The following is a 15661-nucleotide window of genomic DNA, read 5'->3' on the forward strand; positions in this document are numbered from 1 at the left end:
CGGGGCGGCCGCCGCGGCGCCCACGCCCTGCCCGGCGCGGGCGGCGACCAGCTGCCAGGGTTCCTGGGCCAGCCCGCCGCCGAGCGAGCAGAGGCCGAAGACGGCCAGGCCGAGCAGGAGCAGCCGGCGCCGTCCGTACAGGTCGCTCGCGCGGCCGCCGAGCAGCAGGAGCCCGCCGAAGGTGAGCGCGTAGACGTGCACGACCCAGGAGAGGTCGAGCGGGGCGAATCCCAGGTCGGTCCGGATCGCGGGCAGGGCGACGTTGACCACCGACATGTCCAGGGCGAAGACGAACTGGGCGACGGCCACCGCCGCCAGCACCCGGCCGGGGCGCCCCCGTGAGTTTTTGTACATGTATAGAAAGTAACCCCGGGCGATCCCCACTGTCGAGTCCCGGGTGATGATGGGGGCATGCAGCAGCCCTCCACCCCGCCGTCCGCCACCCCCCAGTCGGCCGGAGCGCGGCCCGCCGCGGCGCAGCCCGCCGCGCGGCGCAAGGCCACCGGTCGGCCTCCCCGGATCTCCCGGGAGGAGGTCGTCACGGCGGCCCGCCGGATCGTGGACGAGGAGGGCGTCGAGCGGCTGACCATGCGCCGCCTGGCCGCCGAGGTCGGCAGCACGCCGATGGCGCTCTACCACCACGTCCGCGACAAGGAGGAGCTGCTCGTCCTGCTGCTGGACGACTACGCCGCGCGGACACTGCGACCGACCGCGCTCCCGGCCGAGCCGCGCGCACGGGTCGTCGCCGCGGCGGCCGCCATCCACGAGGCGCTCGCCGCCTGCCCGTGGATCGTGGAGGTGCTGACCGGGGACAGCCTGATGTCCGCCCACTCGCTCTGGTTCGTCGAGCAGATCGTCGACGGCCTGGTGGCCTGCGGCCTGTCCCCGGAACGGGCCGTCCAGGGCTACCGCGCCATCTGGTACTACACGGCCGGCGAGATCATGGTCCGCACGTCGACGGCCCGCCGACGGCCCGCCGACGACCGCCCGACCCACCGTCAGCAGGTCTTCGCCGACCTCGACCCGGAGCAACTCCCCCGCCTGGCCGGGCTCGCGGACCGCTGGGCGCCGCTCACCGCCCAGGACACCTACCGGGACGGCCTCGACGCCCTGGTGGACGGCCTGCTCGCGGCCCGCTGAGCGGCCGCGCCGGCGTCCGCACCCCGGTTACCCCCCGACCAGCGCCCCGGCTACTTCCCGACCAGGACCCGGCCCAGGATGCCGCTGACCACGCGGGGCGCCAGCCGCCGGGCGGTCCAGATCGCATGGGTGCCACGCCCGGGGAAGGCCCACAGCCGACCGCGCGCGAGGGCGCGGTCCATCGAGTCCAGCACCTCCTCCGGGCTCAGCCCCCGGCGCTGACCGATCAGTTCGGGGGTGTCCGTCCGAAGGCGCGCCAGCATCGGGGTCTCCACTGCGGGCGGGCAGACGCACACGACCTGGATCCGGTCCTTCCGGTGCTCGGCCGCGACGGTCTCGGCGAGGAAGTGGACCGCCGCCTTGGCCGCACCGTACGCCCCGCCCATCGGCGCCGGCACCCAGCCGGCGATGGACCCGAAGAGCACGACCTGGCCCCCGCCCCGCGCCGCCATCACCGGCACCACCGCCCGGACCGTACGGAGCGTGCCGCCGTACACGACGTTCATCAGGCGCAGGGTGTCCGCCGGGTCCTGATCGAGCAGCCGACCCATCACGCCGACGGCCGCGCAGTGCACCAGCCGACGGGGCGGGCCCAGTTCGCGGCCGACGTCACGGACCACGGCGGAGACCGCCGCGTAGTCCGTGACGTCGCAGACGTACGGGCGCACCCCCGGGACCTGCTCCACCAACGTGTCCAGACCGGCCGCGTCGACGTCGACCGCCGCGACCGCCCAGCCCGCCCGGGCCAGCCGCAGCGCCGCCGCCCGGCCGATCCCGCTCGCGGCACCGGTGACGATCGCCACCTCTCCCGGTACGGACGTCATCTGCCACGCTCCCACGGCTGCGAGAAGTACCGGACACGCCCCCGGCGCCGGAGGCCCAGCCTCCCGCACCGGCCATGCCTACCCAGCCGAGGGCACCCCGACTCTCACCCGGCCGGACGACCTCCGACCTCAGCCGTTGACACCAGCCGTTGACCTCGGCAGTCGACCCCGGCCATCGACCTCAGCCGTTGCCGAAGAAGCCGAGCGCCCCCGCCCCGCACACCCCGCCGACCCCCATGAACACCGGGGTCAGCACCTTGATCTCCACCCAGCTGCCGGCCCGGAACCGCATGCCCTTCGGCGGCCCGATCGGGTACCAGCGCCGGCGCCCGATCGGGATCGGCCACAGCACCGGGCAGCCCGAGACGGTCAGCGCGTCGCCCAGGCAGTGCACCAGCGCGCCGAGCGCGATCGGCAGCCCGATCCAGAGGTACTGCTGCCCGGGCTCCTCGAACAGCCACTGCGAGCCGTTGCCGGGCTTGTCGAGGACCTCCGCGAGCATCCACGCGCTGGTCGCCCCCAGCAGCCACACCAGGACGTCGCTGGAGACCCGGGCGTGCCGCCACAGCAGTCCCTCGATCGCCAGCACCATGTGCACGAACAGCACCACCAGCACGCCCCAGCGGCCGCCGTACACGGCCACCGCCGCCGCGCCCGCCCCGCACAGCACCGCCCAGAGCCAGGTGTGCGTCAGCGTCCGGTGGCCACCCGAGCGCCGCGGGTCGCCCTTGCCGCGGGTGGCCTTGTACACCGCGTACGAGAGGTTGTCGATCACCTCGCAGAGCGCCCGGGACACCGGCCCGAACGCCCTGGATATCGTCGCCGCCTTGTGGTCCAGGTCCGGCGCCAGGGCCGCGCCCGCACAGATCAGCGCCCCCGCGAGCAGGACCGGCCAGGGCATCGGCTCCCCCATCCCGGCCGCCGCGGCGCCCACCCCCAGCCAAGCGGCCGCACCCGACAGCGAATGCGCCGGTCCCATCATGTCCGTACACCACCGATCCTCATCAGTTCCGTCCTCACCGCGAGGACCTGAGTTCACGGCAGCCTATCCGTCCAAGATCACCGGGCCCGCGCCCGTCCTGCCCCTCCCGCCCCGGCGCGAGCCCCCCAGCCCGCGCCGGTCAGGCCAGGGCCTTCTCCAGCGCGGCGAGGTAACTGCGCATCAGGTGGTCGCGGATGCCCTCGCCGTCCGGGGAGAACGCCGCGGCGCCCAGGCCCTTGGCCCGGTCGGTCAGCGCGGAGACCAGCCCGACCTTCTCCTGGACGCGGCCCGCGGAGTCGATGTGGCACAGCGCCTCGACGTGGGTGAAGGCCGGCTCCGGGGGCAGCTCGGGGACGATGTCGTTGCCGTGCACGAAGCGGTAGGTGCGCCCGCGCAGGCCCTTGTCGTACGCGGCGGCGAGCAGCCGGTCGCAGGTCCGGGGCTGGCCGTAGGTGTAGACGCCGTCGGCCGCCAGGCTCGGCTCCTCCAGGTCGAGCCGGGCGGCGGCGAGCATGGCGAGGGCGCCGCCGAGGCTGTGGCCGGTGAACCACACGGTCTGGTCGCCGGTCCGCAGGTCGGAGAGGGCCTTGGCGACGTCCGGGTAGACGGATTCGAGGGCCTCGGCGAAGCCGTAGTGGACGTAGCCCGTCCGGGCGGGGCCCGGCCAGGGCGGGGTGGTGGAGTCGGTGAGCCAGTCGCGGATCTGCGCGGGCTCGGTGCCGCGGAACGCGGTGACGATCATGTTGTCGCCGGCCATGGTGTAGGCCTGGGTGTCCTGCAGCGGGAACGGCGGGGTGAAGCGCGTCTGGTGGTGGCGCACGGTGTCGAAGCCCCAGGCGCGGGCCTGCTCCTCGATCGCGGCCTCGTCCTGGTAGGCGAGTTCGGCGGCCTTGGCCAGCCAGTACGCGTGCGGGAGGCTGTAGCCGGTGGCGCGCTGGTCGAAGTCGGTGGGGACGGCCATGGGGGCGACTCCTGTCGGGTCGACGGAAGGGACGGCGGGCCTGCCCCAGGGCCCGGCCGGCGCCCTCCACTGGGCGCGCACCGTAACGCCCTGGCGACCAAGGGTGACGCTACCGCCCGCGCGGTTCGTGGGCGACCGGGCACACCGCCACCCGCCTTCCCTCCCCGGGCGCCCACCAGCGGTGACGCCCTCCCGTCCGACCCCCGTCAGCTCGCGGGCCGGGCGGCCCCGGCCAGGGTGGTGTCCAGCCAGTCGAAGGCCACCTGGTGGAGGCGGAACATGGCGCCCATGTGGCAGTGCTCGCCCGCGCCCTCGGCTTCGGGCAGGGTGACGAGCGTGTGCGGGCAGGTCAGCGCGGCCTGGACCTGCTGGGGCTGGCCGCGGAAGAACTGGTCGTTCTCGGCGTCCAGGACGAGGGTGGGGCAGTCGATGAGCCGGGCGACGCCGTCGAGGGTGTAGTCGGCGGTACGGCGGATGTAGTCCGCCACCGACGCGGCGCCGAACGTCCACACCCCGTTGCGCAGCGCCCAGCGAACCTGGGTGCTCACCTGCATGAACAGGCCCATGACGGGCTCCACGAGGTCGTCCCGGCCGGCCTCGATCCACTCGCGCAGGAACGGCGGCAGGAACCGGTCGTGGGCCTCCCGGTAGTTGTAGACGCCGTCGTCCAACACCAGGGCGGCCAGGCGGTGTTCGTGGGCGGCGGCGCGGGCGGCCAGGTAGCCGCCGAGGCTGTACCCGAACAGCACCAGCCCGTCGGCGGCGATCTCGGGGCGGGTCAGCGCGTAGTCGACCACCGGGGTCACCACGGCCTCCCAGTCCGGCCGGAAGACCAGCTGCTGCTCGCGCAGCACCGCGCCCTGGCCCGGCCCGTCGTAGGCGAGGACGTTGTAGCCGCGGCGCAGCGCGGCCGCGGCGACGGCGAAGTACGCCTCCTCCAGCGTCGAGTCGAAGCCGCTGGTGAACAGGACGGTGGGGCGCCGGGCGCCGGAGTCGTCGACGAGGAACAGGTAACCGGGCAGGTGCGTGCCCCCGTAGGGAATGGCCACGGCCTCGACGGGGGTGTCCATCAGGGCCGCCGCGGCGGCGAAGGTCTCCCGCGAGAGGGCGGACAGGCCCTTGGCCTCGGGGTCGTTCGCGGGGTCGTCGCGGCGGTAGAACTCGGCGGTGCGGTAGTAGTTCGACGCGCGCAGCAGGGCCTCGCGGGCGCTGACCCGGTGCCCGGCCGCCAGGGCACGGCTGCCGATGCCGTGGACGCGCTCCGCGGTGGCCTTCCACTCGCGCAGCCAGGCCTCCTCATCACCCTCGCCGATGTTCCGGGCGGTGGCCACGACCTCGCCCAGGTCGGCGCCGCCGTAGTCGGCGAATCCGGCCGCCCGGAGCGTCTCGAAGGAGAAGGACTCGTCCTCGAAGAGGAATCGCATGGTGCACTCCCGAGCTCTTGGCGAGACGGAACCGTTCCGTCTCGTCTATGACGCTAGCCCTCACCCAGTCGAGACGCAAGCGTTCCGCCTGATGTAGGTTCGGTGCATGCCCAGCACCCCCGCGCCTCGGCCGGCCTCCGACACCTCCGCGGCCCCCGACGCCGCCACGCCCCCCGCACGCCGGACACCCGGCGGGCCGGTGCTCCAGGACTCCGTGACCGAGGCGATCGCGGCCGCCTTCTTCGAGGAACTGGCGGCCGTCGGCTACGCCCGGCTCTCCCTGGAGACGGTCGCCAAGCGGGCCGGGGCGGGCAAGGCCGCCATCTACCGCCGCTGGCCGTCCAAGCTCGACATGACCGTCGCCCTGATCCGCGCCGTGGCCGTGGACGCCTCCGAGATCAAGGACACCGGCACCCTGCGCGGCGACGTCCTCGCCTTCCTCACCGCGACCGCGGACGCGCTGCGCCACCCGCTCCCGGCGAAGATCATCCCCGACCTGCTCGCCGAAGCCGTCCGCACCCCCGAACTCGCACAGGTGCTGCTGACCGCCGTCCGCGACCCCCGCCGCAGCAAGGCCACGGACCTACTGGAACGAGCGGTCGACCGCGGTGAACTCCCCGCCGACCTCGACCGCGAACTCGCCCTCGACCTCCTCGCCGGCCCGCTGTACTGGCGCCTCGCCGTCGTCCACACGGCGACCGCCCCCGACTACCTCGACCGCCTCACCGACAAGCTCCTCGCCGCCTTCGCCGCCTGACCGCCGAGCCACCGCCGAGGCGCTCGCACACCAAACCCGCACCGGCTTCCACCGACCCCCGAACCACCAGCGGCCATGGCGGCCCCCTGCACCCACGACCCGCCACAGCCGCGGTCAGTCCGCCTCGGCCCGCCGCGCGATCCGTTCCCGCGCCGCGACCGCCCGCGCATCCTCGTACCCGTCCAGCAGTGCGAGCGCCTCCGTCCGGTGCCGCCGGGCGGCCTCCGGCTCCTCCGCGGACACCGTCGCCGCCAGGGCGTCGAGGGCGAGCGCCTCGTGCCAGCGGTCGCCGAGTTCGTGGTGGGCGGTGGCGGCCCGGCGGAGGAAGGCGGCGGCCTCGGTGTGACGGTCGAGGCCGCGGTAGGTCTCACCCGCGCCGTACCAGGCGAGGGCCTCGCGGCTGCGGTCGCCGAGGCGGCGGTGGAGGACAGCGGCGCGCTGGTAGGAGTCGAGGGCGTCGGCGGATTGGCCGTCGGCCCGCTGGGCGTCGCCGAGGGTGAGGAGCCAGAAGCCCTCCAGGCGGTGGTCGCGGAGGTTCAGGGCGATGTCGAGTGCCGCGTGCGCGGAGGCGATTGCGCCGGCCTGGTCGCCGGCCTCGCGTCGGATGTCGCTCAGCAGGCGCAGGGCGTTTCCCTCCCCCCGCTGGTTCTTCAGCGCGCGGTGGGCGGCCAGCGCCTGCCCGACGGCGGTCGCGGCCTCGGGGAGGCGTCCGGCGCGGTAGTGGGTGCTGGCGAGGTTGGCGAGCGTGGTGGCCTCCCACCGGGCCTCGCCCAATGACCGGAAGGCGGTGAGGGCCTGCTCGAAGTACTGTGCGGCGTCGTCCAGTTGACGGCCGTGCAGGTGGACGAGTCCCAGCAGATTGAGCGAGTGCGCCTCGTCGAGCGCGTCGCCGCGTTCGCGCCAGAGCGCCAGGGCTCTGCGGTGGCAGTCCAGGCTGTCGCCGAGGGAGTTGACCCGGGTGTGCCCCATGCCGAGGTCGGTGAGCAGCAGGGCGCGGGCCGCGGTGTCGTCCAGGCGTTCGGCGGCCGCCAGCCCGAGCCGGCCTGCCGGGAGCCAGTCCGCCCCGGGGGCGGAGGGTGCCTGGGCGTTCCAGAGGACGGCGGCCAGCTGCCAGGTCCGCCGGTCCTCGCCCGCGGCGGAGGCGGCGTGGACGGCCTGAAGGAGGTTGACGCGTTCGCGTTCGGCCCAGTCCACGGCGGCGTTGTAGTCGGCGAAGGCCGCCGGCCGGACTCCGTCGGACACCGGGTCGAGCGGTAGCCGGGCCTCGGCCGGCCGCAGCCACTGCTGAGCAGCGTCGGCGGTGTGCAGGTACCAGTCGAGCACCCGGCGCAGGGCGGCCTGGCGCTGTGCGGGGGTCTCTTCGTGCTGGGCCTGATCGGTGGCGTAGGCACGTAGGAGGTCGTGGAACTGGTAGCGGTCGGGTGCGCTCTGCTCGACGAGGTGGGCACCCACGAGGGAGTCGAGGAGTTGCCGGGTCCGGCTGGGGGTGAGGTGGGCGAGGGCGGCCGCGGCGTGGAGCCCGAAGTCGGGGCCGGGGTGGAGGCCGAGGAGCCGGAACAGGCGGGCGACCGGGTCGGGCAGGGCCCGGTAGGACCAGGCGAAGACCGTGCGGACGGCGTCGGCGTCCTCGTCGTCGCCCACGCTGAGGGCGTCCCAGAGCGCGGACTCGTCGCGGAGGTCGTTGATCAGGTCGTCCAGACCCATGTGCGGCAGGCTGGCGGCGCGCTCGGCCGCGATGCGCAGGGCCAGCGGCAGTTGGGCGCAGAGACGGGCCAGTTCGGTGAGCTTCGCCGGGTCGTCCTCGGACCGGTGCCCGGCCGTGACGGCCCGCAGCAGGGCGACGGCCTCAGCCTCGGGCAGGGTCCGCAGGGTGAGCCGGCGGGCGCCGTCGCGTACGGCGAGGCCGGACAGCCGGCTGCGGCTGGTGACCAGGACGAGGCTTCCGGCACTGCCGGGCAGGAGCGGCCGGACCTGCTGCGCGCTGGCGGCGTTGTCGAGGACCACCAGGACGCGGCGCTCGGCGAGGAGCGAGCGGTAGAGGGCGGCCGCCGCGTCGGGATCGGGCGGGACGGCCTGAACGGCGACGCCGAGGGAGGTCAGGAAGCGGTGGAGGGCCTCCTGGGCGGTGACGGGCCGGCCCGGATCGTAGCCGCGGAGGTTGACGTACAACTGGCCGTCGGGGAAGCGGTGCCGGGCCTGGTGGGCCCAGTGCAGGGCGAGCGAAGTCTTCCCCGCGCCGGCGGTTCCGGCGATGACGACGACGGCAGCGGCGGCGGGGTTCGGGGCATCGCCGGCCAAGGCGTCGTTCAACTGCTGGAGTTCGACCGTACGGTTGACGAAGCCGCGTACGTCGGCGGGCAGTTGGCGCGGAGTCGGGGTGCTGTTCGGCCGGTCGGGTCCGCCGTGGAAGTGGATGCCTCCGCTGACGTCCCTGGCCTGGACCACGTCCTGGGCGGAGGACCCGGACACGGTGGAGCGCGTGCTTCCGGGGTCGCCGGTGGACCCGACGTGCTCGTCTGCCACTGCGCTCCGTTTCCTATGCGGGTGGGAGGAGGTGTGCGGCTTCACGTTCGAAGTACGCCAGAACGTCCTCGCCCACCCTGTGGAGATCCGCGAGATATCCCTCCCATCGGAGGACGAGATCGGGATCGGTGTACCTGATCGCACCGGCCGGAATTCCCGCCTCCGAATACCGCACCTGATAGAGCGTACGGCCGCCGAGAACGACGATTTCCGGCAGCTGTCCGAATTCCTCGGAATCGGCCAGTTCCACGGCGTCGACCATACGGACGCGCTCCCCGCATTCGGCTCGGATCCGCAGCGAGTGCAGCTGCCAGCGCAGGTAGTCCGTCCACGGCCGCTCGACCACCCGCACCCGGTGGAAGAAGGACCGCCGCGCCGCGTCCTCCCGCCCGATCGCGAGCAGCGCCGGGCGCCGGTCCTCCAGGAGTCGCAGCGCCTCGCCCCAGTCGCCGCGCCGGGCAGCATCCCAGCTCGGACTGCCCTGCTCCTCGAAGTACTGGCGTCGCTCCAACTTCCATGAGTCCCGGCCGCGGATCAGCGCGTCCCGCTCGCGGAAGTCACGCTTGTAGTCGTCCCGGGCGAGGAGCTCGCCCCACTCGGGCCGCAGCTCGGGGGCGTTCCGATCAGGCATCCGGGATGTCCGCCTTCGCCGTGCTCACCATGAGGCCGGGGATGACGACGAGCCGCTCACCCGGGCCCAGGACGACGCCTTCGGGGAGCCGACCGCGGTAGTCCTCCGTGAGATCGCGACCGATGACGGCGACATCGCCGTTCGAGAGCTGCCAGATGTCCGGGCATTCGTCCTTTCCGTCGGACGATCCCAGTTCCTTGGCGGATTTCCCGAGGCGTTTCTGCAATGAAGCGGAAGGATCGGCTTCCCATCGGCGAGCCATGCCTGCCCCCATTGGTATTGCTCTCGGCGCGGAACCATGGTTGCCGCATCTTACACCTGATGGGGAGTCAGGAGAATGTTCAGTACATTCGCCATGTACTCCTAAATGACCACCATCGCGGGCACATCGGTCCCCTGCGTGACAGAGACTCCGGGCACGTGGGCGTCGCACGCCGCCTCAGGGCGTGCGCGTCCCGTCGAGGTAGGCGAGGACGGCGAGGACGCGGCGGTTGTCGTCGTCGGAGGCGCCGAGGTTGAGCTTGGCGAAGATGTTGGAGGTGTGCTTGCTGACGGCGCCCTCGCTGAAGTGCAGCCGTTGGGCGATGGCGGCGTTGGAGCGGCCTTCGGCCATCATGGCGAGGACGTCGCGTTCGCGGGGGGTGAGGAGGGCGAGGGGCTGGTCGTCGGCGTTGCGGGCGAGGAGGCGGGAGATGACCTGGGGGTCCATCACGGTGCCGCCGGCGGCGACGGTGTGGACGGCGTCGACGAACTGGTCGGCCTTGGAGACGCGGTCCTTGAGGAGGTAGCCGACGCCACCGGTGCCGTCGGCGATCAGCTCCCGGGCGTAGAGCTGTTCGACGTGCTGGGAGAGGACGAGGACCGGCAGGCCGGGCCGTTCGCGGCGGGCGGCGAGCGCGACCTGGAGTCCCTCGTCGGTGTACGTGGGGGGCAGGCGGACGTCGACCACCGCGATGTCGGGGCGGTGTTCGGCGATGGCGGCGGCCAGTTCGGGGCCGCTCTCCACCGCTGCGACGATCTCGTGCCCGTGGGCACTGAGCAGCAGGGAGAGGCCGTCCCTCAGCAGGACGAGGTCCTCGGCGAGGACAACACGCACGGTAGCTCCATGATCAGCCTGGTCGGACCCCCCGGGGGGCTGGTCAGCGTGAGCGTACCGTCGAACGCGGCCAGTCTGCGCCGGATGCCCCGCAGGCCGCTGCCCCCGTCGGGGTCGGCGCCGCCGCGGCCGTCGTCGGTGACTTCGGCGCGGAGCAGTCCGGCGGCGTGGGTGAGGTGCACGGTGGCGTGCCGGGCTTCGCCGTGCTTGACGGCGTTGGTGAGCGCCTCGCTGACGGCGAAGTAGACCGCCGACTCCACCGGCGCCTCGGCCCGTCCGGGCAGTTCGGCCCGGACCTCGACCTTCAGCGGGACGTCCAGCGCCAGCGCCCGTACGCCTTCGGCGAGGCCGCGTTCGGCGAGCACCGGCGGGTGGATGCCGCGGACCAGGTCGCGCAGTTCCTGGAGCGCCTGGGTGACGTTCTCCTGGGCGTCCGTCGCCACCTGCTTCGCCTGGCCCGGGTCGCGGTCGACCAGTGCCGCGACCGCGCCGAGGCGCAGGCTCACCGCGACCAGTCGGGCCTGCGCGCCGTCGTGCAGGTCCCGTTCGATCCGGCGCAGTTCGGCGGCCTGGGCCTCGGTGGCGTCCAGCCGGATCTCGGTGAGCTGCTCGACCCGCCGGGCGAGCCGGGAGCGTTCGGTGGGGCCGAGGAGGGCGCGGGTCCACCGGCCGTGCAGGCGCAGCGCGGGCCGGGCGAGGGCGAGTCCGGCGGCGATCGACACCGGGCCGAGGAGGCCGAGGAACAGCGCGACCGGGCCGCCGAACGGCAGGTCGTACGGCAACGGCGCCTGGACCACCCCGTACAGGCCGGCGCCGACCAGCAGCATGGGCAGGGCCGCGATGCCGCCGCCGACCAGCGGGTCGGCGAGCACCCAGAGGACGTCGCGCCAGGTCGCCGGGTCGGTCCAGAGCCAGCGGACGTCGAGGGACATGCCGGCGAACCAGCGGTTCCGGTGGTAGTCGTGGCCGGTCCAGTACCAGCCGTGGAGGGTGCGTTCCAGGGCCGGGCGCGGCCGGTACGGCGGCGGTACGGGCACCTGCGACCAGTGGCCGGCCGCCCACCGGGCGGCTCCGGCGGCGGAGCGGACCATCCGGGTGGCGGTCGGGAAGAACGGGAAGATCCCGAGGCAGCCCCAGATCACGAACGACAGCAGGAAGACCGTCGTCAGCCCCACCCCGACCGGTATCAGCAGCGTGAAGGCGGCGAGCCGCCCGAGCGCCCGTACGGCGCCGCGCAGCTCACGGGCGGCACCGCGGCCCCGTTCGACGGCGTCCGGCTCACGGGCGGCTTGGGTCTGCGGGCTGCTCACGGGGGCCTCCGGTCGGATTCGGTCGTACGCGCCGTTCATGATCGCAGCCGTCCGCTCGGACGTCCCCCCGGGCACCACCCCCCGCTGACCGCGAGTCAGTCGGCACGCCCTCAGCACGAACCCGACCGCCGACGGCAGGTACCGGGCCAGGAACCAGCCCCGATTGGCCGGCGCGAAGACCGACCTCCCAACGCCACCGCGCCCCGAACCGCTTGCGCAACCCCGACAGCCGCAACACCGGAGTCCCTGCCCCGCGCGCACCGTTCCGTACACCTCGCCCTCCCCGCATCACACGCCCGCCCGCAACCTCGGACGGCACGCGATCAACGCTAGGGACGGCGGCGCGACGGCAGAATCCACCTGCACCCCGGCCAGGGGTGGGGCTGGCCCCACCCCGCCCCAGCCCGCCCCCAGCTCACCGACGACACTGAGGAGCACTCAACAGCGAAGCGTGCTTGGCGTGATCGAGGAAAGCGCGACGGCGTCGAAGCTCGCGGCCGCCGACAGCTCTGAGCACAGTTTCGACGTGTGGTCCCTCAGCGGGATCTCGCCTCGCCCCCCGAGGGAGCTCCGTCAGGGATGGTCCGGGTCGGTGACGAACTCACGGTCCTGGTCAACGAGGTCGATCGGCAGCGCCGCCTCCCGCTCTCCCCGGCAGGCCTCGAACCCGAGCCCCGGTGACTCACACCCAGGGTGCCCCGCCCCGCCCGTCCGCCCACAGGGCGAGCGCCCGCTGGTCGACGGCGCGGATGCCGACCTGGGCGCAGAACGCGGCGGCGGCCTTGGTGAAGGAACTGGTCGTCACCACGGCGGCCAGGTCGCAGTGGTGCACATCGCGGTAGGTGCCGTTGACCTTCTGGACGTCCTGGGAGCCGACGAACGTCCTCGGCCCGTACCGCTTGGCCTGGATGAGGATGCGCTGCCCGGCGGGGGTGGTGGCGAGGACGTCCGCCGCGAGGTCGCCGGCCCCGCCGACCACCTTCACCTTCGTGCAGCCGTCCCGGCGGCACAGGTCGGCCAGCGCGTGCTCGAAGGCCTTCGGGGTCATCGCCAGGAACGGCCCGATGTGCCGCAGTCGGGCGGTCCGCGCGTCCAGTTCCCGCTGCCTGGCCCGCGCCCGCGAGCGCAGCACGGCGGCGCCCGCTCCCGCGCCGACGATGAGGAACGCGGCGACCAGCAGCAGGTGTTGGGCCAGCCACTGGACCACCAGCGTGCCCAGCACGACCGCGACCAGCGCGGCCGCCCCCAGCAGCGGCGTGTTCTGCTTCAACCGGCGGGCGACGGTCGACCGACGTCGCCGAACAGGCCTACGGGCCACGGCACTCCCCCTCACGCCACGGTGTCCGGACGAGCCTAGGAGCAGCCGTCGCCGCACGCCCGCGATCCGGACGAACTCCTGCGCCTGGGCGGCCGAGTTGACCGGATTTCGGCATCGGCGGCCGAACCGTCCCCTTCAGTGGCTGCCCCCGTGCCTGCGGGGAGGACGCCCTCCGACCTGCACCGCACTACAGCCTTTGCCATTTCTTGACTATGCTGCGGTGCCGAGGCCGCCGGGTCGGGCGGCGTCATGGGACATGCCCGTCGCGCGGTCGTGCCATGCCTCCAGTGGCGATGGACCGCTGCGGTTCGGGCTCCCCGGGCGTCGCAGTACAGAACACCGAACTCCCGGAAGGCTCCCCACCATGACCGCTCTCTCCTGGCTGTCGCGGGCTGCGACGACCGTGCTGCTGATCCTGGAGACGGTGGCGGTGGTGATGTTCTTCTGCATCGCGGTCCCGTTGTTCTACAACGGCATCGGGTTCGAGGACGAGGTGGCGCCGAAGCCGCAGTGGGTGCCGTACGTGATGGGGGCCGCCGGGTTCGCGATGGCCGGGATCAACGCGTTGGCGGTGCGCGGGGTCTGGCGCCCGCGGCCCGGCTGGAGGCTCCTGGCGGCGACGGCCGGGGTGCAGGTGCTGCTGCTGGCGTTCACCGCGCTGTCGGGCGAGTACCTGTTCGGGATCTTCGCAGCGGCGGCGCTGCCCGCGCTGGGCTCGGTGGCCGCGTTCGCGCACTGGAGCGGCCTCCGCCGAGCCGACGCGATGGCCGACGCGATGGCCGACGCGATGGCCGACGCGCGGGCCGACGCGATGGCCGACGCGGGCTGACGAGGCCGCCGCGGGCCGCCGGACGCCGCACGGGCCGCCGGAGCCGGCTCACCCCGCCCCGCCCCTCCCCCGCGCGCGTTCCTCGACGTACTCCTTGAACCGCCTCAGGTCCCCCTTCACCCGCCGGTCGACCTCGCCCCGGACGTCGGCGGCCTTCTCCCCCGGGCCCGCGGGCCGGAGGTCGACGGCGAGGGTGACCCGGGTGTGGCCCGGGTCGAGCCGCCGGAAGGTCACCACCTCCTTCCGCTCGGCCTCGCCGTCCATGCCCCGCCAGGCGATCAGCTCCTCCGGTTCCTGGTCGACGATCTCGGTGTCGAACTCGCGGGTGACGCCGTCGATGCTGGTCTGCCAGTGGTTGTGGCGGCTGTCGAGCCGGCTCACCGAGTCGACGCCCTCCATGAAGCGCGGGAACTCCTCGGCGAGCGTCCACTGGTTGTAGGCGGCGTGCAGGGGGACGGCCACGTCCACGGATTCCTTCACCATGCTCATGACGACCTCCTCGTACGGCGCGGCCGGGGCCTTCCCGCCCGTCTGCGCGCGCCCGTCTGCACGCCTTCCGCCCCCCTTCCTGTACGCCTGCCCGTCCGGCACCGGCGCAACCGTCCGGCACCGGCGCAACCGTCCCGCGCCCGCGCGACCGTCCCCCGCCCGCGCTACGAGCCGTTCCGCTCGCCGGGCGCGGTGCGCGGCCGGTCGCCGTCGGCGAGGTGCCGGGCCACCGTGGCGAGGTCGGTGCCCAGTCGCTGGGCGGCTCCGACCAGCAGGCTCAGCGCTGCGTGCGGGGTGACGTCGAACCGCTCGGCGGTGAGGCCGATGGCCAGGCCGGTGGCGTGCCGGCGGTCGAGCAGGTCGGCCACGGCCCGGGACAGCGCGAAGCGGTCGAGGGCGGCCGACGCCTGGAGGGCGAGCACCTCCACCAGCCCGAGGGCCGGTGTGCCGGGGTCGACCGGGGTGCGCAGGTAGGCGCTGAACACGGTGCAGCCGTGCGGGTGGGTGCGCAGGTGCGCGCCGGCCACGGCCCGTACGCCGCAGCGCCGGGCGCGGTCGGCGAACCGGTCCGGCCGTCCGGGGTCGAGCCGGACGACGATCTGGCCCTCGCCCTGGCGGCGGAGCCGGGGCAGCGGGCCGGCGTCCGCCCCGCTCTGGGCGCGTTCGAGGGCGAGCAGGTAGGACGGGGTCGCCGCGAAGGTCTCGACCGAGCCGTCGTCGTGCCAGGTGCTCACGGCGGCGCCCACACAGTCCGGGACGGTGACCCTGGTCAGCTGCACCACGTCGTGCAGGCTGGGGAGGGGCGCGGCCCGTACCCGCTCGCGGGCCGCGAGGTCGCCGAGTTCGGCGAGGAGCGCCGCCCTGGCCCGGTCGGTCGCCGGGGCTCCGGCCGTCGCCCCGCCGCCGTCGGCCGGGCCCTGACGGGCCAGCAGCATGCGGGCCCGGGCGACCGCGCGGACGGCGTCGGCCTCGCCCGTGTAGATGCCGATCGTGTAGCAGACGTCGCGCAACCGCTGCCGGGCCTCCGGCGAGCTCGACGGGGACAGGGCCTCGTACTCCGCGACCAGTCGGCCGAGGGCAGCGACATCCACCATGGGCATGAGCACCTCCGTGTGTTTACGGAAAGTATGCGCCGATCACGCAGCGAAACCGCACCCCGGGTCCCCGCCCCGCACGTCGGCCCGCCTCACCGCCTCAGCCGGTGCCCTCGCGCCCGCCGCCGGAACCGCTCCCGGGCCCGCCGTCAAGCCCGCCCCCGGAAGCGACGGCCTCCGGCTCCCCGCCGCCCCACCCGGGCGCGTCCCGGTCCTCCAGTTCCTCGCGCAGCCAGGCCAGGGTGGCGCTGAGCAGCCGGGAGACGTGCATCTGGGAGACGCC

The 15661-nt window shown here is 74.0% G+C and carries 16 protein-coding genes and 1 pseudogene; 3 read left to right on the plus strand and 14 right to left on the minus strand.

Annotation, left to right across the window (positions count from 1 at the left end):
* On the minus strand, positions 1-354 hold a 354-nt coding region (locus AE652_RS10275; protein WP_159028422.1), incomplete at its 3' end, for an MFS transporter.
* A gap of 57 nt (positions 355-411) precedes the next feature.
* Between AE652_RS10275 and AE652_RS10280 the strand changes: the two genes are divergently transcribed.
* Entirely contained in the window at positions 412-1140 is a 729-nt protein-coding gene (locus AE652_RS10280; RefSeq protein ID WP_082345634.1) for a TetR/AcrR family transcriptional regulator, read from the plus strand.
* Positions 1141-1190: 50 nt separating this feature from the next.
* Here the strand turns inward: AE652_RS10280 and AE652_RS10285 are convergent, their stop codons facing one another.
* The 4 genes from AE652_RS10285 to AE652_RS10300 all read right to left on the minus strand — a co-directional run bounded on the left by AE652_RS10285 (position 1191) and on the right by AE652_RS10300 (position 5331).
* Positions 1191-1964: an SDR family oxidoreductase gene (locus AE652_RS10285; protein WP_063780123.1), complete on the minus strand. Its 774-nt coding sequence runs from the start codon at positions 1962-1964 to the stop codon at positions 1191-1193.
* A 181-nt stretch (positions 1965-2145) separates the two neighbouring features.
* A complete protein-coding gene (locus AE652_RS10290; protein ID WP_049650939.1) occupies positions 2146-2946 on the minus strand; it encodes a metal-dependent hydrolase in 801 nt (266 codons plus the stop codon).
* 139 nt (positions 2947-3085) lie between these two features.
* Positions 3086-3907 carry a lipase family protein gene (locus tag AE652_RS10295; protein WP_049650940.1) on the minus strand — a complete coding sequence of 274 codons (822 nt, stop codon included), beginning with the start codon at positions 3905-3907 and terminating at the stop codon, positions 3086-3088.
* A gap of 206 nt (positions 3908-4113) precedes the next feature.
* Positions 4114-5331 (minus strand): alpha/beta fold hydrolase, encoded by a 1218-nt coding sequence (locus AE652_RS10300; RefSeq protein WP_049650941.1) that lies wholly within the window; start codon positions 5329-5331, stop codon positions 4114-4116.
* 106 nt (positions 5332-5437) lie between these two features.
* On the opposite strand from AE652_RS10300, the gene AE652_RS10305 reads away from it, so the two are divergent.
* Positions 5438-6088 (plus strand): TetR-like C-terminal domain-containing protein, encoded by a 651-nt coding sequence (locus tag AE652_RS10305; RefSeq protein WP_079272854.1) that lies wholly within the window; start codon positions 5438-5440, stop codon positions 6086-6088.
* Between the two features lie 114 nt (positions 6089-6202).
* On the opposite strand, the gene AE652_RS10310 is transcribed toward AE652_RS10305, so the two are convergent.
* The 6 genes from AE652_RS10310 to AE652_RS48050 form a co-directional block, all read right to left on the minus strand.
* Complete coding sequence (locus tag AE652_RS10310; protein ID WP_369808285.1) at positions 6203-8611, minus strand: tetratricopeptide repeat protein; 2409 nt, start codon at positions 8609-8611, stop codon at positions 6203-6205.
* A 13-nt stretch (positions 8612-8624) separates the two neighbouring features.
* Positions 8625-9242 (minus strand): DUF6879 family protein, encoded by a 618-nt coding sequence (locus tag AE652_RS10315; protein WP_049650943.1) that lies wholly within the window; start codon positions 9240-9242, stop codon positions 8625-8627.
* Positions 9235-9504 carry a hypothetical protein gene (locus AE652_RS10320; RefSeq protein ID WP_049650950.1) on the minus strand — a complete coding sequence of 90 codons (270 nt, stop codon included), beginning with the start codon at positions 9502-9504 and terminating at the stop codon, positions 9235-9237. The genes AE652_RS10315 and AE652_RS10320 overlap by 8 nt, the downstream gene beginning before the upstream one ends.
* Positions 9505-9681: 177 nt before the next feature.
* Entirely contained in the window at positions 9682-10338 is a 657-nt protein-coding gene (locus AE652_RS10325) for a response regulator transcription factor (RefSeq protein ID WP_049650944.1), read from the minus strand.
* Entirely contained in the window at positions 10302-11648 is a 1347-nt protein-coding gene (locus AE652_RS10330; RefSeq protein ID WP_234348329.1) for a sensor histidine kinase, read from the minus strand. The genes AE652_RS10325 and AE652_RS10330 overlap by 37 nt, the downstream gene beginning before the upstream one ends.
* 682 nt (positions 11649-12330) lie before the next feature.
* Positions 12331-12918 carry a restriction endonuclease gene (locus AE652_RS48050; protein ID WP_053112029.1) on the minus strand — a complete coding sequence of 196 codons (588 nt, stop codon included), beginning with the start codon at positions 12916-12918 and terminating at the stop codon, positions 12331-12333.
* 412 nt (positions 12919-13330) lie between these two features.
* Here AE652_RS48050 and AE652_RS10340 point away from each other — a divergent pair, with 412 nt between their 5' ends.
* The gene (locus AE652_RS10340; RefSeq protein WP_049650945.1) at positions 13331-13795 is read left to right on the plus strand and encodes a hypothetical protein; all 465 of its coding nucleotides are present in this window, start codon (positions 13331-13333) and stop codon (positions 13793-13795) included.
* Between the two features lie 48 nt (positions 13796-13843).
* On the opposite strand, the gene AE652_RS10345 is transcribed toward AE652_RS10340, so the two are convergent.
* The 3 genes and pseudogenes from AE652_RS10345 to AE652_RS46325 all read right to left on the minus strand — a co-directional run.
* On the minus strand, positions 13844-14284 hold the full coding sequence (locus tag AE652_RS10345) for an SRPBCC family protein (RefSeq protein ID WP_049650946.1): 441 nt from the start codon (positions 14282-14284) through the stop codon (positions 13844-13846).
* 164 nt (positions 14285-14448) lie between these two features.
* Positions 14449-15378, minus strand: a complete 930-nt coding sequence (locus tag AE652_RS47335; RefSeq protein ID WP_234348330.1) for a DUF5133 domain-containing protein — start codon at positions 15376-15378, stop codon at positions 14449-14451.
* Positions 15379-15478: 100 nt separating this feature from the next.
* Positions 15479-15661: pseudogene (locus AE652_RS46325) on the minus strand (hypothetical protein); the annotation flags it as partial.

The organism is Kitasatospora sp. MY 5-36, from assembly GCF_001182915.1.
In the GTDB taxonomy this organism is placed as follows: domain Bacteria; phylum Actinomycetota; class Actinomycetes; order Streptomycetales; family Streptomycetaceae; genus Kitasatospora.

Excerpts from the sequence above, each read along its gene's own strand:
- AE652_RS47335 (WP_234348330.1), bottom strand. The coding sequence starts at position 15,378 with ATGGTGGATGTCGCTGCCCTCGGCCGACTGGTCGCGGAGTACGAGGCC.
- AE652_RS10340 (WP_049650945.1), top strand. The coding sequence starts at position 13,331 with ATGACCGCTCTCTCCTGGCTGTCGCGGGCTGCGACGACCGTGCTGCTG.
- AE652_RS10345 (WP_049650946.1), bottom strand. The coding sequence starts at position 14,284 with ATGAGCATGGTGAAGGAATCCGTGGACGTGGCCGTCCCCCTGCACGCC.
- AE652_RS10285 (WP_063780123.1), bottom strand. The coding sequence starts at position 1,964 with ATGACGTCCGTACCGGGAGAGGTGGCGATCGTCACCGGTGCCGCGAGC.
- AE652_RS10295 (WP_049650940.1), bottom strand. The coding sequence starts at position 3,907 with ATGGCCGTCCCCACCGACTTCGACCAGCGCGCCACCGGCTACAGCCTC.
- AE652_RS10280 (WP_082345634.1), top strand. The coding sequence starts at position 412 with ATGCAGCAGCCCTCCACCCCGCCGTCCGCCACCCCCCAGTCGGCCGGA.
- AE652_RS10290 (WP_049650939.1), bottom strand. The coding sequence starts at position 2,946 with ATGATGGGACCGGCGCATTCGCTGTCGGGTGCGGCCGCTTGGCTGGGG.
- AE652_RS10300 (WP_049650941.1), bottom strand. The coding sequence starts at position 5,331 with ATGCGATTCCTCTTCGAGGACGAGTCCTTCTCCTTCGAGACGCTCCGG.
- AE652_RS10305 (WP_079272854.1), top strand. The coding sequence starts at position 5,438 with ATGCCCAGCACCCCCGCGCCTCGGCCGGCCTCCGACACCTCCGCGGCC.
- AE652_RS10315 (WP_049650943.1), bottom strand. The coding sequence starts at position 9,242 with ATGCCTGATCGGAACGCCCCCGAGCTGCGGCCCGAGTGGGGCGAGCTC.
- AE652_RS10320 (WP_049650950.1), bottom strand. The coding sequence starts at position 9,504 with ATGGCTCGCCGATGGGAAGCCGATCCTTCCGCTTCATTGCAGAAACGC.